The following is a 16,026-nucleotide window of genomic DNA, read 5'->3' as shown; positions in this document are numbered from 1 at the left end:
ACAAGAAACTGCGACACGATGGTTATGGCTTTACAACAATAATCGGCCTAATATGGCGATTGGAGGAATTACACCCTATCAAAAATTGACGCTGGCAACACAGGCTCTACTTCTGTGAACCATTATTAATGGGGGGATTACCGATGAGCATCATCCCATCGACGCCGTCATCTTTCAGGTCCAAAAGGCGACCGGGGCCTCTCTACAGGTCGCCTTCGAGATCACAATGGTGGCCCACACGAAAGGCCGCGCCGCCTGTTTTACCGGGACAAGGGAAGAATGTGAAAGAGTGGCCAATATTTTAAAAGAGATAAACTTGATTGTCGAAATCGAACAGGCGGGGTAATTTCTAAAGTAAACCGTCAAGTCATCTGCAAGACAAGGCCAGAGGTCTTTTTGACGACCGAAGCGTACACCTTGTACGTTGAGGAGTCAAAAAGACCGATGACGCAGTATTGCAGGAAAATCGACGGTTTATAAATCTTGCTTGCAGTAGGGGCAGACCACCCATTCATCCTGAAGCCGTCTCTGGCAGGACGGACAACTGGACTGGCCGTCATATTTACAGTAGGGGCAGGCAATAAAATCCAGGTGAATAACTTTTCCGCAACTTGGGCAGGGAGTCTTGATGTCATCCTCCAGTGCAATGACCCGAAGGACTTCCTCCAGCGTAGTAATCCCTGCATTGACCTTTGAAAAACCCTCTTCGGCCATGGTCTTCATTCCTTGAAGCTCAGCAGCACGTCGAACCTCTTCCTCACTCCCACCAGAAGAAATCACCTCTTTCACCTTCGGTCCCAAGGGGAGTATCTCAAAAATCCCAATGCGGTCACGGAAGCCGGTAAATTTGCACTATTGGCACCCTTTCCCGCAATAGGAACGGGAAATAGCAGCGGGGTCAATATGACTTTCGATCTTCTTGATACGCTCCTTATCAACTGGAACCTCTTCCCGGCATTTCGTGCATATCTTTCGCACCAGTCTCTGAGCAACGATGCCCACCAGGGAGGTGGAAAGAATATATCTCGGTATTCCCATCTCCAACAGGCGCACAATGGTTGAAACCGAATCATTGGTATGAAGCGTGCTGACCACAAAATGCCCCGTCATGGCCGCCCGGATTGAAATCTCCGCCGTTTCAAGATCTCTGATCTCTCCCACAAGGATGACGTTGGGATCTTGCCTGAGTATGGAACGAAGACAATTGGCGAAGGTCAATCCAATGTCAGGTTTGACCTGTATCTGATTAAGGCCCTCGATATCATATTCAATCGGGTCTTCAACAGTCATAATATTGATTTTTTCAGAACGAATCTTATTGACAATGGCATAGAGGGTCGAGGTCTTTCCACTCCCGGTCGGACCGGTGACCAGAAGAATTCCCTGCTTCTTCCCGGATAAGTCCTCAAGCTGTTTTAATTCCTTTTCGCCCAGGCCCAGCCCCGTCAAGCTGGTCGGAACGGTCGACTGGTCCAGAATGCGGATAACGACCTTTTCTCCATAGTTGGTCGGGAGCGTGGAAATTCTCAAGTCAATATCACGGTTATCGAGCCGGATTCGGATGGCACCATCCTGCGGAAGGCGGCGTTCTGAGATGTCAAGTGAGGCAAGGACCTTGATTCTCGAGACAAGCGCCCCCTGGACCCACTTCGGAAGATTCATCTCTTCCCTCAGGATGCCATCCACCCGGAAGCGGACAGACAGACTCTTTCGCAGCGCATCGATGTGAATATCGCTCGCCCTCGCGGACACCGCCTTAATGAATATAAGATTGAACAGTTTTACGATCGGCGCCATCTGGCTCTTTTTCTTCAAGTCTTCTGAGCCATCTGAGCTAACGGTCTAGCCATGAGAGACGGTAGGGAGGATTTCTATCTTGGAGTCCTCAAACCTGCCATCGGTGGAATGGATGATATTTTCAACAGAATCGCCTAAATTATAGTGTTGCTGAATCGCGTTCAGGATCTCTTCCCGGGTAGAGATGAGAGGCTTCACCTCAAAATTACTGTGGAAACCAATATCCTTAATACACTCATAATCCAGGGGATCCGCCATCGCAACGGAAAGATACCTTCTGTTCACGTTGATCGGGATGCAAATATATTTCTGGGCCAGAGTTTCAGAGACATCGGGGTGGTCTCTAAGGTAACATACTCTATCCCCAACTGGCTCTCCAGGACATTATCAAAAACAAGATGTTCTGCTTCATGGATAATGTTATCCGCGAATGGGTAGAAAGGCAAGGAGCGAGCGAATTTGGTGGGAATTTAGTCGTTACGACGGGTGAATCAGGTAGTTCTTGCTCCCGAGGACAAGGGCCAGTCCCACGGCGATATCAATAACGCCTCGAACCAAATGAGGGGTCTCCAGTGCTCTCAATATCATCCCAAGCGCCATCATGCAGAGAATAAGGCCCCAACTCTTGAGACTGAAGGTCATATAGACGGGACTCTTTTCCGGAAGCGCCTGGATACGTTTTATATATCGACGCGCAACCTTCCTGAAAACAAAACGGCCTTTAATAAAACCGATACATAAAGCAATCGCCAGCCCCACCCACTGTGCCGTACCGGGAGAAGTTGGCCCTGTGTTCAGGACACTCAGGGAGCGTCCTCCGAAAAGAAGGCCACTCCCAACGATCAGGAGCATCGTCCCAACGGCTCCCCACCAGAAAAAAGCCACTTTCAAATGCATCTCTTTAGAAATATTCACACTTCACTCCTTCCGACGTTGCCTGAGTACCTCATACGCGACGATACCCAAGGCCACAGAAACATTAAGCGATGAGACATGCCCGCTCATCGGCATTGAAACCACCTGATCGCAGCGGTCCAGGATCTTCCGGCGGATTCCTTTCCCTTCGCTTCCCACCACCAAGGCGATTGGTCCCTTGAAATCATACTGATCGTAAGACATCGGAGCTCCGGAGTCCACTCCGACAATCCAGAGGCCCTCCTCCTTCAAACGGTCGATCACCGTGGAAAGATTAACAACCCTCGCAACCGGGAGATGGGAAAGTGCCCCCGCAGAGGCTTTTGAAACGACTGCGGTTAAGCCGGCTGCCCTTCTCTCCGGAATGATGACTCCATGCACTCCGACCGCATCCGCCGTCCGAATAATGGCACCCAGATTCCTCGGATCTTCGACTTCATCCAGGATGACCAGGAAGGGAGGGACCTTACCAGCTTTCGCAATCCGCAGAATGTCATCCAGGTTACTATAGGGTTCTGATGACAGGATGGCAACGATCCCCTGGTGCTTCGTGGTCCGGGCCATTCGGTCCAGTTCAACTCGATTTGCCGTTAAGAGAACAGTGTGACTCTCCCGTGCCAGGGAGCGGATCATCTCAATCTCCTTCCCCCGGCGATTTTGAAGGAGAAAAATCTTGTTCAGACAATTCTGATTTGATCGTAAGGATTCGAGAACCGGGTTAACGCCGTAAATCATCGGCTGTGCTTGATTCATCGTTTCACACGGGTCGTCCCGTCAGGACGATCTTCTATCGCAATCCTGGCCGCAGCCAACTGATCCCGAATGACATCCGACCGCGCCCAGTCCTTTTTCCGCCGCGCTTCCTCTCGCTCTTTGATCAGGCTCTGAACCTCCTCTTCATTAACGACGATTGGAACCGCTGACGTCAAGTTCATCTCCACGCTCTCAGGCACGACAATCTGTTTCTTTGAATCCCAGGCATGAAAGCGCCATCTCAAAGGAGATATCCGGAAGAGACCGAGGATCTCTCCACACCGTTTGAAAAGAGAAAGAGTGTCGGAAAGGTTGAATGGATCGCCTTTCGTAATCCGAATATTGACCTCCGCACGTAGGCCCTGTAACACGGAGATTGCTTTTGCCGTATTAAAATCGTCGTCCATCGCGGCATCAAACTCAGACTGAAACCGGGACCATTCACCGTTTTTTGTATCGCCACTTTCTTTCTTTTTCTCTTGGAGTTCCTCCAGTTTTTGAAAAAGGGTATACAGATTATCCAGCCCTTTCTTGGCGACACCCAGGCTATAGTCAGAAAAGTCAATGGGCGAGCGGTAGTGGGTCGAGAGAAGATAGAAACGGACAACTTCTGCCGTGATCTCCTCTGAGAACTGAGATGATTTCTCAAAAATCTCTCTGACCGTAAAAAAGTTTCCGAGAGATTTAGACATCTTTTCATGGTCTATCGTGACAAAGCCATGATGGACCCAACACTGTGAAAACTCTTTATCAGTATATCCCTCTGATTGCGCGATTTCATTCTCATGGTGCGGAAAAATCAAATCCTTCCCTCCACCATGGATGTCAATTGTCTCCCCCAGATGTTTGATCGCCATGGCGGAACATTCAATATGCCATCCCGGCCGGCCCATTCCCCAAGGGCTATTCCAGGCCGGCTCTCCCGGTTTGGACCCCTTCCACAACGCAAAGTCGAAGGGACTCCGCTTCCTTTGATCGATTTCGACACGGACACCTGCTTCCATCTCCTCAAGCTTCTGTTTCGACAACTTGCCATAGGATGGGGAATTTTTCACGGCAAAATAAACATTGCCTTCGACCGAATAGGCCAGGCCCTTTGAGATCAGTCGATCAATCAACCCGACCATCTCTCCGATATGTTCGGTCGCCCTGGGTGAGATGGATGGAGGATGGACCCCCAGCCGGGACATGTCCCGTTCATAAGAATCGATGAAGGACTCCGAAATCTCTTTCCAGTCTTTTCCTTCCCGATGGGCGCGTTCAATGATCTTATCATCGACATCGGTATAGTTCTTTACGTATTTAACTTCAAACCCCTTGTACTCAAGGGTGCGCCTGATGACATCAAAGACAATGGCAGAACGCGCGTGGCCCAGGTGACAGTCATCGTATACTGTCATCCCGCAAACATACATCGTGACCTTCCCCGGAACGCGGGGAGAGAAGGGTTCTTTTTTCCCTGAAAGCGAGTTGTTAATACGTAACATCATTCCTTTTCCAGGCGTAGGCCCCCACAAGAGGAACAAAAACACATGCGCTCAATTCCTCCTCAAGGATTCCCTTCTCCTCTCTCACCACCCGCTTCAAGACCTGGGAGGCTCTTCCTCCGATCGGAATGACCAGACGGCCCCCGATCTTGAGCTGCTCAATCAGTCGGATAGGGATTTCAGGTGCCCCCGCCGCAACGAGAATGACATCAAAAGGGGCCTCCTCCTTCCAGCCGTAGGTTCCATCCTTCAGACGAATGACAACATTCAGATACTGTAAGGATTCCAGTATCTTCCTCGCCTTATACGCCAGGCCCTTGATGCGTTCTATCGAGAAAACCCGCGCACTTAACTCTGCCAATACGGCCGTCTGATAACCTGATCCGGTCCCAAGTTCCAGGACTTTTTCAGAACCGCTTAACGATAAGGCCTCCGTCATCAAGGCCACCATGTAGGGCTGCGAGATCGTCTGCTTCTCCCCAATCGGAAGCGCGTAGTCCCCGTAAGCCCGGTGCTGAAGCGCTTCCTCAACGAAAAGATGGCGGGGAACCTCTCGCATCGCCGCCAGGACCCGCTCCTCCTTGATCCCTCTTTTTATAAGCTGCTCATCGACCATCCGCCGACGGACTGTTTCAAAATGGAGCATTTCGTTCTCTCGTCACTCCTTACATCGTTATACTGGCAGGGATTTCGTTTGTTTCCGGGAGAGCGTCAGACGGAACAGTCTGTTCTGACAGGTTTCCGGCCAGGTCTTCCTGTCGATACAAGACTGTACCGATATTAAACCGCTCGCCTGAACAAAGGGTTAGTGCTCAGAATCGCGAAGTTCCTCAGCCCAGGAAGAAAGGGTATCAAGCGCCCGGTAATCCGTTAAGTCGAGATGGAGCGGCGTCACTGAGATTATCCCGTGCGCAAGGGCTGCCTGATCTGTATTCTTCCTTCCTTCTTCCCAGGTCATCCCGTTCAAACCGATCCAATAGTACTTTCTCCCTCGGGGATCCGTCTGTTCATGAATCGCCCCTTCATCGAAAACACGTTTTCCCAAGGATGTGACCCGGACCCCCTGGATATCCTCAGAGGGACAATTCGGAACATTAACATTCAGGAATCTCCCTTTTTCCAAACCACGTTCCAGGACAAGACGCGCCAGGCGAAGGGCAAAACGGGCCGCTGTTTCAAAGTGATATTTTCCCTGCGTATGAAGCGCTCTGTCCAGGTCCGGTTGGGAAAAGGCCAGGGAAGGGATTCCAAGCAACGTCCCCTCCATGGCGGCTGAAACCGTTCCGGAATAGGTGACATCATCCCCAAGGTTTGCCCCCTTATTGATTCCGGAGACGACAAGGTCTGGAGGTTTCCCTTTCAGGAGGTGGAGTACGCCAAGATTCACACAATCTGTCGGGGTCCCATTCACACTGAAAACCCTCGACCGAACCTCTTCCACACGCAAAGGCTTATGAAGCGTCAGCGCATGGCTGGCCGCATTTCTCTCTCTGTCAGGGGCAACGACAGTAACATCTCCCAGGGCTTTGAGCGCTTCTGCCAGACAATGAAGACCAGGGGAGTGGACACCATCATCATTGGAAACCAATATGACAGGATTATTCAAACCAGAAAAACTCTCTTTTATTACGCATAAACAAAAAAAGCTGCCAAGCAGCTTTTTAGAAGTTTCAGTCACACCAGGAGAAACAGCCCCCGTATCCACGCCTCTTGGACACTAGGTCCAACCGGCTGATCTTCTTTCCTTGGTCGGGACGACTGGATTTGAACCAGCGACCTCTCGCACCCCAAGCGAGTGCGCTACCAGGCTGCGCCACGCCCCGATCAACGTAAGATGTGGAGCAACTCCTCCAATTCTCTCTTCACGGTGTGAATCGCATGATTCACCTTGCCCATTTTGCCATTGGGTACGCTCAAACCCTCTGCTCGAGAAGGCCGGACCAGCCTTCTTCTCGCCCCTGAAATCGTCAAACCTTCTTTATATAACAATCCTTTAATCCTTAAAATAAGATCAATTTCTTTTCTGGTATAAACACGCTGATTCCCCTTACTCTTCCTGGGACGAAGCCGAGAGAACTCCGTCTCCCAAAAACGGAGAACGTACGATTCGAGCCCGGTCATCTCGCTGACTTCACCTATTTTATAAAACAACTTCTCCTGCATCGACTTCTCCTGACTACGATGCGCCTCAGTCAGACTCCCGCCCTAGGAGCCTGACGGAAAAATAGGGTCGCAAGGAAATAAATGGAAAATAGAGACAAGTTAAGAGATGATTTGAGGAGAATAGTTCCATATTTAACGCCTATCATCTGAAAATGTGCCTATTTGCCATCCCCGCAGTATATTCCTTATTTCTTCGACTGGCTCGAGGGCGGGGATTTCGCTCGCTATGCGGATTCACTTGTTTACATACTTCTTAAAAACCTGGCTCGGTCGAAAGGTAACAACCTTTCGAGGTGAAATCCCGATCTCCTCTCCTGTTTTGGGGTTTCTTCCCTTCCTCGCCTTCTTGTGACGAACAATAAAATTTCCAAAACCGGCAATCTTGACCGTCTCTCCTTTTTTCAAAACCTCCTTGATCAAATTGAGGATCACCTCGAGCATATCGGCCGATTCTTTTTTTGAAATACCGACCTTTTCAAAAACCTCGTTGGCAATATCGGCTTTTCTCATCCTTACCTCATTTAGTTGTCTGTCCGTCTACTTTAAGACAAGGTGTGACGGAAAATACACCCGTGACTCCCTTATCAAATGATCCGACAAGGAATAAAATTGCTCATAAAATACAATAGGTTACCCATAATGTCAAGTTTTTTGTTTGCCCCTCATTCCGCGATTGAGGAATAAAAAACTGACGATTTTGAAGAACCCTGTTCAGAGAGACGGGGATTTCGCTCGCTGTGCGTGTTTCGGAGAGGGACAAGGTCAAAAATAAAAATCACCACCGTCCGGCGAATCTTCGAGAAGTTCGATGAGATAATTTATGATTTTCTCAACCTCAATTTTTTTCGTTTCTCCGGTGCGCCGATTTTTAACCTCGACGAGACTTTCATGGAGGTTATTCTCGCCAATGATGACTTGATAAGGAATCCCAAGGAGATCCGCATCATTAAACTTGACCCCGATCCGTTCTTTTCTATCCTCCAGAAGGGTCTCCACTCCGGCCTGTAAAAGAGAGCTGTAGATCAATTCAGCAGACATCATCACCCGATCCGATTTTTCCTGAACCGGAATCACATGTACCGAAAAAGGCGCAATCGGCATCGGCCAGATAATGCCTTTATCATCGTGGTTCTGTTCAATGGCCGCCGCCATGATTCGAGAAACTCCGATACCATAACACCCCATCTCGAAAAACTGCTTCTTTCCATTTTGATCAAGAAAAGTTGCCTTCATGGCCTCACTGTACTTGGTCCCAAGCATAAACACGTGGCCAACTTCAATTCCCCGGTCGATTACAATCGCCTGTCCGCAGCGTGGACAGGGATCACCCGCGACCACGTTTCGGATGTCTTCATAACGACCCACCTTAAAGTCCCGTTCCGGGTTTACATGAAGATAGTGTGTATCTTTCTCATTTGCCCCAACAACCACATCCATCATCGTCTCAACAAGTCGGTCCGCAATAATCTCCACATCCTTCAATCCCACCGGACCAGAAAACCCGGAAGGTCCGCCCGTGACCTTCTGAACGGTTTCAGTATCCGCCAATACCAGTTCAGAGACCTTGAGAAGCCGTTTGAGCTTGATTTCGTTCACCTGATGGTCGCCACGCACCAAGACAGCGACGGGATGGCCGTCCGCAAGAAAGAGGAGGGTCTTCGCCAGTTGTTCTACAGACACTTTCAAAAAAGTGGAAACCTCTTCAACCGATTTCATGCCAGGTGTCTCCACTCGCTTCTTGTCAGAAACCTTTTCCCGTTCCACCCCCTCTGAATCTGTCTTTACAAGCGCCTCGGCCCGCTCTACATTGGCCGCATACTCACAGGCCGTGCAGGAGGCAATCCCCTCCTCTCCGGTACTGGCCAGGACCATGAATTCGTGAGACGAGGAACCGCCGATCAAGCCAGTATCCGCCTCGACCGCACGGAAGTGAAGGCCGAAACGTTTAAAAATCCGGTGATAGGCATCATACATCCGGCGGTAACTCTCCTTCGCTCCTTCCGCATCGGCATCGAAGCTGTAGGCATCCTTCATGATAAACTCGCGACCGCGCATCAAACCAAAGCGGGGCCGGATCTCATCTCTGAACTTGGTCTGAATCTGATAAAGATTGACAGGAAGCTGACGATACGAGCGAATTTCCCCCCGGACCAGGTCTGTAATGACTTCTTCGTGGGTTGGACCGAGGCAAAAATCACGAGCATGCCGATCCTGAAGGCGCATCAACTCTTTTCCATATTGGTCCCATCGGCCTGTCTCCCGCCAAAGTTCCGCCGGCTGGAGCGCCGGGAGGAGAACCTCCAGCGCACCCGCATTGTCCATCTCTTCCCGTACAATTCTTTCAATTTTGGAGAGAACCCGCAACCCAAGAGGCAGGTAGGAATAAATCCCGGAAGATACCTTACGAACCAAACCCGCACGCAGCATCAATCGGTGACTGACGATCTCCGCATCGGCCGGATCTTCCCGAAGCGTGGGGATAAAAACCTTCGTATGACGCATTTATTCGCTCGCTTTCATTAGGAATCGCTGTGGTTTGAAGTCCTTACTGAAATATTGGATCTTTGTCAGGCCGGACAGGGGGTTCTATCCCTTCCTTTGTTTCTGCCTCTTTTTTCTTCTCTTGCCGCTCTTTCACCACCTGCTCAACCTCTGCGATCAAGACCGCCTCTAATTGTGCCGAGGGGACCTTTCGGATGACCTCCCCGTGCCGAAAGAGAAGGCCGACCCCCCTCCCGCCTGCGATACCGATATCGGCCTCCTTCCCTTCACCAATACCGTTCACAACACAGCCTAAGATTGAGATGTCTATGGACTCAGTGATATGGCTGAATTTCTGCTCCAGGCGGGTCGCAAGCTTGATGACATCAATCTCCAGTCGTCCGCAGGTCGGACAGGCAATGATATTGACCCCGCGTTTTCGTAAATTAAGCGCTTTAAGGATTTCAAATCCGACTCGGACCTCCTCAACCGGATCCGCCGCAAGTGAAATTCGGATGGTATCGCCAATCCCCTGAGCCAGTAGAAGGCCCAGTCCAACCGCTGATTTAACACCCCCAGTGATGGGAGTCCCCGCTTCAGTGATACCCAGGTGGAGAGGATAATCTGACTGGCTGGAGAATAACCGGTAGGCCTCAACAGCCAGACCCACATGGGAGGCCTTGAGAGAAACCTTCGTGTCGAAAAAATTGAGTGATTCTAAAATAGCGACATGCCGCCGGGCCGACTCGACCATCGCCTCTGCGGTTGGATACCCATACTTTTCGAGGAGATCACTCTCTAATGAACCGGCATTGACGCCAATACGGATCGGGACCTGCCGCTCCGCCGCAGCCTTGACCACCTTCTCGATACGATCACGGGAGCCAATGTTCCCGGGATTAAGCCGGAGACCCTCCACCTCTGCATCCAGCGCTGCCAAGGCCAGACGATAATCGAAGTGGATATCCGCAATCAGGGGAATACCGATCTGTGACCGTATTTTGGGGAGTGCTTGAGCCGCCTCGCTGTCGGGAACTGCCACGCGAACGATCTCGCAACCCGCTTCCTCCAGTCGATGAATTTCCGCAAGTGTTGAAGCAATATCGCGCGTGTCGGTCGTTGTCATTGATTGAACGACCACGGGCGCATCTCCGCCAATCTTGACGGATCCAACAGAGATTTGTCTTGTTTTTCGGCGCAGGCTCTTCAGATTGCTGATCAAATGTCTGTCTTCCCCTAATTCCGATATTTCGGAATTAGAAACCGCCGATTCGCCTGAAGATACTGCGTTATCAGCCATAAAGTCTTCTCACCGTACAGGTAAGTACGCCTCGGCCGCCCTTATGGCCTCTGGCCTTGTATTTCAAACGACTTGACGGTTTCACCCAAGATCAACCGCTGATCTTGGGTCTTCTATTGTGGTTTTATGAGAAAACGCATGATGTCATTATAGAAAGCGAATACCATCAAAGAGACGATCAGGAATAAACCAACCTGCTGGGCAATCTCTCTCTTTTTTAAGCTTAAGGGACGCCCCAGAATCGCTTCTATGGTGAAAAAGAGGAGGTGACCTCCGTCCAGAACAGGAATCGGAAGGAGATTGAGGATTCCTAAATTAATACTGATCAAGGCGGTAAAAAAAGCCACATTCGTGAGGCCGCGGGCAGCAGAATCCCCAGCCAGTTTTGCGATAAGGATGGGACCCCCGATATTATCGCTTGAAATTCTCCCCTGAATCATTCTTACGATTCCGAGAAACGTCAGCCGCATCACCTCACCCGTCTTCTGTGCCCCGAGGGAAATCGCACTGAAAACACTATAGTGCATTTTGAAGGAATCTCCCGTTGGAATGATCCCGATGAGCCACACAATCTTCGGATCGCCCAGGAGATCCTTGACCTCTTTCATTTCAGGGGTAATGATCAGATCCATTTGACTGCCATCTCGTTCCACAATGAAACGAAGTTCCCGGCCCCCTTCTTTTTGGAGCACCTCTCGAATCATTTCCCATTCCGTAATGGATTGCTCCCCAATGGAAATAATCCGGTCACCCGATTTCATCCCGCCCTGCCCCGCCGGAGAATCCTCCTGGACCTCTCCGACATCCGCCGTCAGACGGGGAATACCTCCCATGAAAACACCCGCAAAAATAAAAAAAGCAAGGAGGAGATTAAAAACCGGACCTGCGATGACGATGGCAATCCGCTTACTCACCTTCTGCGCAAGAAAGGATCGCTCCACATCCTCTGGAGCAACCTCCTCATTCGGATCATCTCCCAGCATTCGGACAAAGCCCCCCAAGGGAATGATCGACACACAATACTCGGTAGGACCCCATTTCTTGGACAATATCTTTGGGCCAAAGCCAAGAGAGAAGGTCTCAACCTGAACACCACACCACCTTGCGATAATATAATGACCAAACTCGTGGACAAAGACCAATACCCCCAGGACCAGCACAAAAGCCACGATGGACGTTAAACTAAACATGGCAGAACTCCTTTGTTCGTTCCCCGAAAAAAAAACTCTTGAGTAACAAAATTAAGCGGCATATTTCGAAATCCATTTTTGACCTTCCCTGCGCGCCCACTGATCGACCCCAATGACGTCATCCAATGTCTCGATGGACTGAGGGGAATGGGACGCCATCGTCTGCTGGACCACCCGTGCGATTCCCCCAAAATAGATCTTCTCAGCGAGAAAGGCCGCGACGGCTTCTTCGTTCACCGCATTCAGGACGGAGGGAAGCGTCCCCCCACCTTTCAGGGCGTCATAGGCACAGGTGAGCAATGGGAAAGCCTTTCGATCCGGTTTTTCAAAAGTCAGCGTCCCGATTTCCTCCAATCGAAGTGATGGGAGCGATAGTGGTGCCCTTTCAGGATAATGCAAAGCATAGGAGATGGGAACACGCATATCGGGAAGGCCCATTTGCGCCACAACAGATCGGTCCACAAACTCCACCATGGAGTGGACAATGCTTTGGCGGTGTATCACAACATCTATTTTTTCATGCGGCGTGTCAAAAAACCATCGCGCCTCGATCACCTCGAGACCTTTATTCATCAGTGTTGCAGAATCGATCGAAATCTTCGGCCCCATCTTCCAGTTTGGATGTGCAAGCGCCACGGCCGGAGAAACCTTCTCCTTCATCTCCGGCGTGAAATCAATAAGCGGTCCTCCTGAGGCCGTCAGGATAAGTCTAAGCACATCTTCATGACGTTCGCCGGACAAAACCTGAAAAATAGCAGAATGTTCACTGTCTATCGGTATAAGAGGTACATTCCGGGATCGCGCCTCTTTCTGAATGATCTCGCCCGCCATAACCAGCGTTTCTTTGTTTGCCAGTGCGACGACTTTATTGTTCTGAATCGCCGCGAGGGTCGGGAGAAGGCCGGCCGCCCCGACGATAGCAGAGACGACAAAGTCACATTCCGGGAAACGGGCCACCTCAACACAGCCCTCCATTCCCGACAGCACCTCTGTCCCGGAACCATTCAACCGCTTTGAAAGGGCCGCCGCCGCAACTTCATCGATCAAAGAAACGACCTTCGGTCGAAATTGCTTGATGAGCGTTTCAAGTTTAACATCGTTGGATCGTACCGTCAAACCAACAACCCGGAACCGATCAGGGAAACGGCCGATCACATCAAGGGTGTTCATGCCGATCGACCCGGTGGCGCCTAAAATTACAATGTTTTTCATTCTGTTAAACCAAGCCAGCCATCAATCCCCAAGATCCACGATTGGATCTCGGGATAAACCGCATAAGTCACCTGAAAGAAAAGGCCAGAGGCCATAAGGACGATCGAGCCGTACTCACTTGTACGGTGAGGAGTCCATTGGCCGATAACGAAGTAATTTTAGGCGAATCGGCGGTTTCTCATTCTGCAATCGCGGAATTAGGGTCAATCAAAATCCTTTTACAGAGAACAGATAATAATAGAACACCGGCGCAGCAAAGGCAATACTGTCCAGTTTATCATACAAACCTCCATGCGCCGCAACCAGACTGCTTGAGTCTTTGACGCCGGCACTCCGCTTAAAGAGTGACTCGGTGAGGTCTCCCAACTGGCCGAAACCGCCAAGAAGGAGAGAAATAAACAGGAGTTCGCCCCAGGAAAACATCGGGAGAAAAGTCAATTTGGCCAGGCTGCCTCCCAGGAAACTTCCCAGCAAACCCCCTATAGAGCCTTCAACGGTCTTGTTGGGGCTGACCCTTGGATAGAGTTTCCGCTTACCGATTGCCTTCCCGATATAATAGGCCCCGGCATCCCCTCCCCAGATCACAAGAAGGAGAAAAACAATCAGAAATCTTCCGTCCGGGATATGGCGAATAAAGATGAGGTGGCTTAAAAACCCGGAGATGTACAACACACCCAGGAACAGGACGGCCGAATCGATCAGAGCCGACTTGATATCACGAAAAGAAAAAAGAGTACATATCAATACCCCCATTAGCACGAAAAAAATGACCATAGCGATCGGGAAAAGGGGTTCTTCAACAAGGCTGGCCTTTTGAAAAAAAGAGATCGAAAGCAAAAACCCGAGTCCCAACCCAACAGCTACAGTCCGATTGGCTCCTCCCTTAAAGAAAAGCCGGTAAAATTCATACTGCACCCGGAGAATAATGACGGATACAAAAAGAAAAAAGAAAAAGGGGGGCAGAAACCGCAGGAGAGCGTAAAGAATTGGAAGTAGGATAAAGGCAATCGCCAGACGGCTCTGTTTGATATTCAACCCATGCTCCAGTGATTGGCTTTCCTCTTGAGGAGATCTTCACGCCACGTAAGAATCATTGCGATTCTTTGGCTGCCCGATACCCCTGCTTCCATTTCGAGACAAGACCAAAACGGCGTTCCCGTTGTTGATAACCTAGAAGGGCAAGAAGAAAGTCCTCTCGCTTGAAGTCGGGCCAGAGTACCCGGGTAAAGTAAAGCTCGGTATAGGCCAACTGCCAAAGGAAGAAGTTGCTGATCCTGACCTCTCCACTGGTCCGAATCATCAGGTCGGGATCTGGGATGTCCCCAGTATATAGATATTCAGAAAAGAGGGTCTCATCCAGGTCCTTTACCGAGATCTTCTCCGTACGAAGGTCTTCAGCCAGCCGTTTCACCGTATCTACAATTTCTGTCCTTCCCCCATAACTCAAGGCCAGGACAAGGGTCATCTTTTTATTATCCCTGGTTTTTTCTTCCACTGATTGAATCAGGTCGGCAACGGCACCTGGGAGGCGATCAATCTGTCCAACGGCTCTGAAGCGAATCTCATTGGACATCATGGTTTCGACCTCTTTCAGCAGATACCGCTTCAGGAGCGTCATGAGCTGGTTAATCTCAGGTGCAGGACGGCTCCAGTTTTCATTTGAGAATGCATAAAGGGTAAGAATACTGATCTCCAGTTCACGCGCAAGGGTGATGACTTCCCGCACCGCCTGTATCCCTCTCCGGTGACCCTCAATGCGGGGAAGACGCTTCCGGGCCGCCCAGCGGCCATTCCCATCCATGATCACGGCCACATGCCGGGGGAGATTTTTTAAATCGAGCTCCGTAAGGATCGACTTTTCTTCGGGGCCTTCCGATCCATTGCCTGAATCATGAGTCCTGAATATTTCATTCTTCATAGATCATCAACACCTATTCTTCACCGGGTTCTTCCTGACGTTGCTGCTCGAAAAGCTGGTATTGCAAGTGCTCAAGAATAAGATCACTCTCCTCGGATTGATTGATCAGGATATCCATCTTTGTCAACAGACTCTCAGATTCTGTATTGTGAATCTGTAAATTCATGAGAAATTTTTTGCCTGTTCGAGATGTCTCCAGTTTGATCAAGTAGTGGTTATTTCTTTTACGTGCAGCATTCTCGGAAGCCTGCGCGGGAAGACTGTCGACTCGAAAACGTCTGGTTTCCACCAGGGCGGAGACCAGTTCATCCATCAGGAAAGCCTCATCTCCTTCGTAAATTGATACGGCGAGACGTATCCGGGTGGCCGTAATACGGACAAGATCCCCCTCACGTATTGCGCCGGACGTTTTAACAATCTTCGTGGTCAGGCTCTCCTCTTTGAATTCTCTGACCTCGATCAACCCGAGTTCCTCTTCAAACTTTCCCAGGACTCTCCCTGTGAGGGGATGGATGAAGGCCTCCTTTTCCCGGTATACGGTCAGAAGGGTTCCCTTGGAAAAACCTTCCCTTTTTCCGAGACTCACTTCAACAAAGTCACCATCAATGCGGATTACCTTTCCAAGAACCTTCGGAAAATAGGTCGCGACCGCTTTTGCCACATCATCGATACTCCCTTCGATGACACCATTGGGCAAGGCACCTTTTCCAGGACCGGCGAGCGTCGTAGAAAACCCATCAACTGGAGACAATATTAAAGAGAAGAAAATGATGACAAATTTCAGAACCATGTGATCACCATCAGGAATAA

At 50.1% G+C, this 16,026-nt stretch carries 18 protein-coding genes and 1 tRNA gene; 1 reads left to right on the top strand and 18 read right to left on the bottom strand.

Features of this window, described 5'->3' with window-relative positions; translation table 11 throughout:
* The first annotated feature begins 121 nt into the window (after positions 1-121).
* Entirely contained in the window at positions 122-346 is a 225-nt protein-coding gene (locus EYQ01_00830) for an ATP-dependent Clp protease adaptor ClpS (GenBank protein HIE64359.1), read from the top strand.
* A 128-nt stretch (positions 347-474) separates the two neighbouring features.
* Here EYQ01_00830 and EYQ01_00825 read toward each other — a convergent pair whose 3' ends face one another.
* The 18 genes from EYQ01_00825 to EYQ01_00740 all read right to left on the bottom strand — a co-directional run bounded on the left by EYQ01_00825 (position 475) and on the right by EYQ01_00740 (position 16,006).
* Positions 475-801 carry a hypothetical protein gene (locus EYQ01_00825; GenBank protein HIE64358.1) on the bottom strand — a complete coding sequence of 109 codons (327 nt, stop codon included), beginning with the start codon at positions 799-801 and terminating at the stop codon, positions 475-477.
* A gap of 51 nt (positions 802-852) precedes the next feature.
* Positions 853-1,815, bottom strand: coding sequence for a type II/IV secretion system protein (locus tag EYQ01_00820; protein HIE64357.1), 963 nt, complete (start codon positions 1,813-1,815; stop codon positions 853-855).
* Positions 1,816-1,842: 27 nt separating this feature from the next.
* The gene (locus EYQ01_00815) at positions 1,843-2,115 is read right to left on the bottom strand and encodes a hypothetical protein (GenBank protein HIE64356.1); all 273 of its coding nucleotides are present in this window, start codon (positions 2,113-2,115) and stop codon (positions 1,843-1,845) included.
* A gap of 159 nt (positions 2,116-2,274) precedes the next feature.
* The gene (locus EYQ01_00810) at positions 2,275-2,712 is read right to left on the bottom strand and encodes a hypothetical protein (GenBank protein ID HIE64355.1); all 438 of its coding nucleotides are present in this window, start codon (positions 2,710-2,712) and stop codon (positions 2,275-2,277) included.
* Positions 2,713-2,715: 3 nt separating this feature from the next.
* The gene (rlmB, locus tag EYQ01_00805; GenBank protein ID HIE64354.1) at positions 2,716-3,465 is read right to left on the bottom strand and encodes a 23S rRNA (guanosine(2251)-2'-O)-methyltransferase RlmB; all 750 of its coding nucleotides are present in this window, start codon (positions 3,463-3,465) and stop codon (positions 2,716-2,718) included.
* Entirely contained in the window at positions 3,462-4,955 is a 1,494-nt protein-coding gene (locus tag EYQ01_00800) for a cysteine--tRNA ligase (protein ID HIE64353.1), read from the bottom strand. The genes rlmB and EYQ01_00800 overlap by 4 nt, the downstream gene beginning before the upstream one ends.
* The gene (locus tag EYQ01_00795) at positions 4,939-5,598 is read right to left on the bottom strand and encodes a protein-L-isoaspartate(D-aspartate) O-methyltransferase (GenBank protein ID HIE64352.1); all 660 of its coding nucleotides are present in this window, start codon (positions 5,596-5,598) and stop codon (positions 4,939-4,941) included. Before EYQ01_00795 ends, EYQ01_00800 begins: the two co-directional genes overlap by 17 nt.
* Before the next feature lie 159 nt (positions 5,599-5,757).
* On the bottom strand, positions 5,758-6,558 hold the full coding sequence (gene surE, locus EYQ01_00790) for a 5'/3'-nucleotidase SurE (protein HIE64351.1): 801 nt from the start codon (positions 6,556-6,558) through the stop codon (positions 5,758-5,760).
* A 140-nt stretch (positions 6,559-6,698) separates the two neighbouring features.
* Positions 6,699-6,775, bottom strand: a tRNA-Pro gene (locus tag EYQ01_00785).
* A 1-nt stretch (position 6,776) separates the two neighbouring features.
* Positions 6,777-7,115 (bottom strand): MerR family transcriptional regulator, encoded by a 339-nt coding sequence (locus tag EYQ01_00780; GenBank protein ID HIE64350.1) that lies wholly within the window; start codon positions 7,113-7,115, stop codon positions 6,777-6,779.
* A 234-nt stretch (positions 7,116-7,349) separates the two neighbouring features.
* The gene (locus tag EYQ01_00775; protein ID HIE64349.1) at positions 7,350-7,625 is read right to left on the bottom strand and encodes an integration host factor subunit alpha; all 276 of its coding nucleotides are present in this window, start codon (positions 7,623-7,625) and stop codon (positions 7,350-7,352) included.
* Between the two features lie 252 nt (positions 7,626-7,877).
* On the bottom strand, positions 7,878-9,617 hold the full coding sequence (locus EYQ01_00770; GenBank protein ID HIE64348.1) for a proline--tRNA ligase: 1,740 nt from the start codon (positions 9,615-9,617) through the stop codon (positions 7,878-7,880).
* A 43-nt stretch (positions 9,618-9,660) separates the two neighbouring features.
* Positions 9,661-10,896: a flavodoxin-dependent (E)-4-hydroxy-3-methylbut-2-enyl-diphosphate synthase gene (gene ispG, locus EYQ01_00765; protein ID HIE64347.1), complete on the bottom strand. Its 1,236-nt coding sequence runs from the start codon at positions 10,894-10,896 to the stop codon at positions 9,661-9,663.
* A gap of 113 nt (positions 10,897-11,009) precedes the next feature.
* The gene (gene rseP, locus EYQ01_00760) at positions 11,010-12,086 is read right to left on the bottom strand and encodes an RIP metalloprotease RseP (protein ID HIE64346.1); all 1,077 of its coding nucleotides are present in this window, start codon (positions 12,084-12,086) and stop codon (positions 11,010-11,012) included.
* Between the two features lie 51 nt (positions 12,087-12,137).
* The gene (locus tag EYQ01_00755) at positions 12,138-13,298 is read right to left on the bottom strand and encodes a 1-deoxy-D-xylulose-5-phosphate reductoisomerase (GenBank protein HIE64345.1); all 1,161 of its coding nucleotides are present in this window, start codon (positions 13,296-13,298) and stop codon (positions 12,138-12,140) included.
* Between the two features lie 207 nt (positions 13,299-13,505).
* Positions 13,506-14,345 carry a phosphatidate cytidylyltransferase gene (locus tag EYQ01_00750; GenBank protein ID HIE64344.1) on the bottom strand — a complete coding sequence of 280 codons (840 nt, stop codon included), beginning with the start codon at positions 14,343-14,345 and terminating at the stop codon, positions 13,506-13,508.
* 43 nt (positions 14,346-14,388) lie between these two features.
* Positions 14,389-15,216, bottom strand: coding sequence for an isoprenyl transferase (locus tag EYQ01_00745; GenBank protein ID HIE64343.1), 828 nt, complete (start codon positions 15,214-15,216; stop codon positions 14,389-14,391).
* A 13-nt stretch (positions 15,217-15,229) separates the two neighbouring features.
* Positions 15,230-16,006, bottom strand: coding sequence for a hypothetical protein (locus tag EYQ01_00740; protein HIE64342.1), 777 nt, complete (start codon positions 16,004-16,006; stop codon positions 15,230-15,232).
* Between the last annotated feature and the right edge of the window lie 20 nt (positions 16,007-16,026).

Source organism: Candidatus Manganitrophaceae bacterium, assembly GCA_012960925.1.
Classification (GTDB): domain Bacteria; phylum Nitrospirota; class Nitrospiria; order SBBL01; family JAADHI01; genus DUAG01.
The sequence above is the reverse complement of the archived record's forward strand: the minus strand, read 5'-3'. Positions and strand labels throughout refer to the sequence as shown.

What these genes read in the sequence shown, in the direction of transcription:
- EYQ01_00780 (HIE64350.1), bottom strand. Translation starts at nt 7,115, where the DNA reads ATGCAGGAGAAGTTGTTTTATAAAATAGGTGAAGTCAGCGAGATGACC.
- rlmB (HIE64354.1), bottom strand. Translation starts at nt 3,465, where the DNA reads ATGAATCAAGCACAGCCGATGATTTACGGCGTTAACCCGGTTCTCGAA.
- EYQ01_00770 (HIE64348.1), bottom strand. Translation starts at nt 9,617, where the DNA reads ATGCGTCATACGAAGGTTTTTATCCCCACGCTTCGGGAAGATCCGGCC.
- EYQ01_00740 (HIE64342.1), bottom strand. Translation starts at nt 16,006, where the DNA reads ATGGTTCTGAAATTTGTCATCATTTTCTTCTCTTTAATATTGTCTCCA.
- EYQ01_00775 (HIE64349.1), bottom strand. Translation starts at nt 7,625, where the DNA reads ATGAGAAAAGCCGATATTGCCAACGAGGTTTTTGAAAAGGTCGGTATT.
- EYQ01_00745 (HIE64343.1), bottom strand. Translation starts at nt 15,216, where the DNA reads ATGAAGAATGAAATATTCAGGACTCATGATTCAGGCAATGGATCGGAA.
- ispG (HIE64347.1), bottom strand. Translation starts at nt 10,896, where the DNA reads ATGGCTGATAACGCAGTATCTTCAGGCGAATCGGCGGTTTCTAATTCC.
- EYQ01_00800 (HIE64353.1), bottom strand. Translation starts at nt 4,955, where the DNA reads ATGATGTTACGTATTAACAACTCGCTTTCAGGGAAAAAAGAACCCTTC.
- EYQ01_00795 (HIE64352.1), bottom strand. Translation starts at nt 5,598, where the DNA reads ATGCTCCATTTTGAAACAGTCCGTCGGCGGATGGTCGATGAGCAGCTT.
- EYQ01_00755 (HIE64345.1), bottom strand. Translation starts at nt 13,298, where the DNA reads ATGAAAAACATTGTAATTTTAGGCGCCACCGGGTCGATCGGCATGAAC.
- rseP (HIE64346.1), bottom strand. Translation starts at nt 12,086, where the DNA reads ATGTTTAGTTTAACGTCCATCGTGGCTTTTGTGCTGGTCCTGGGGGTA.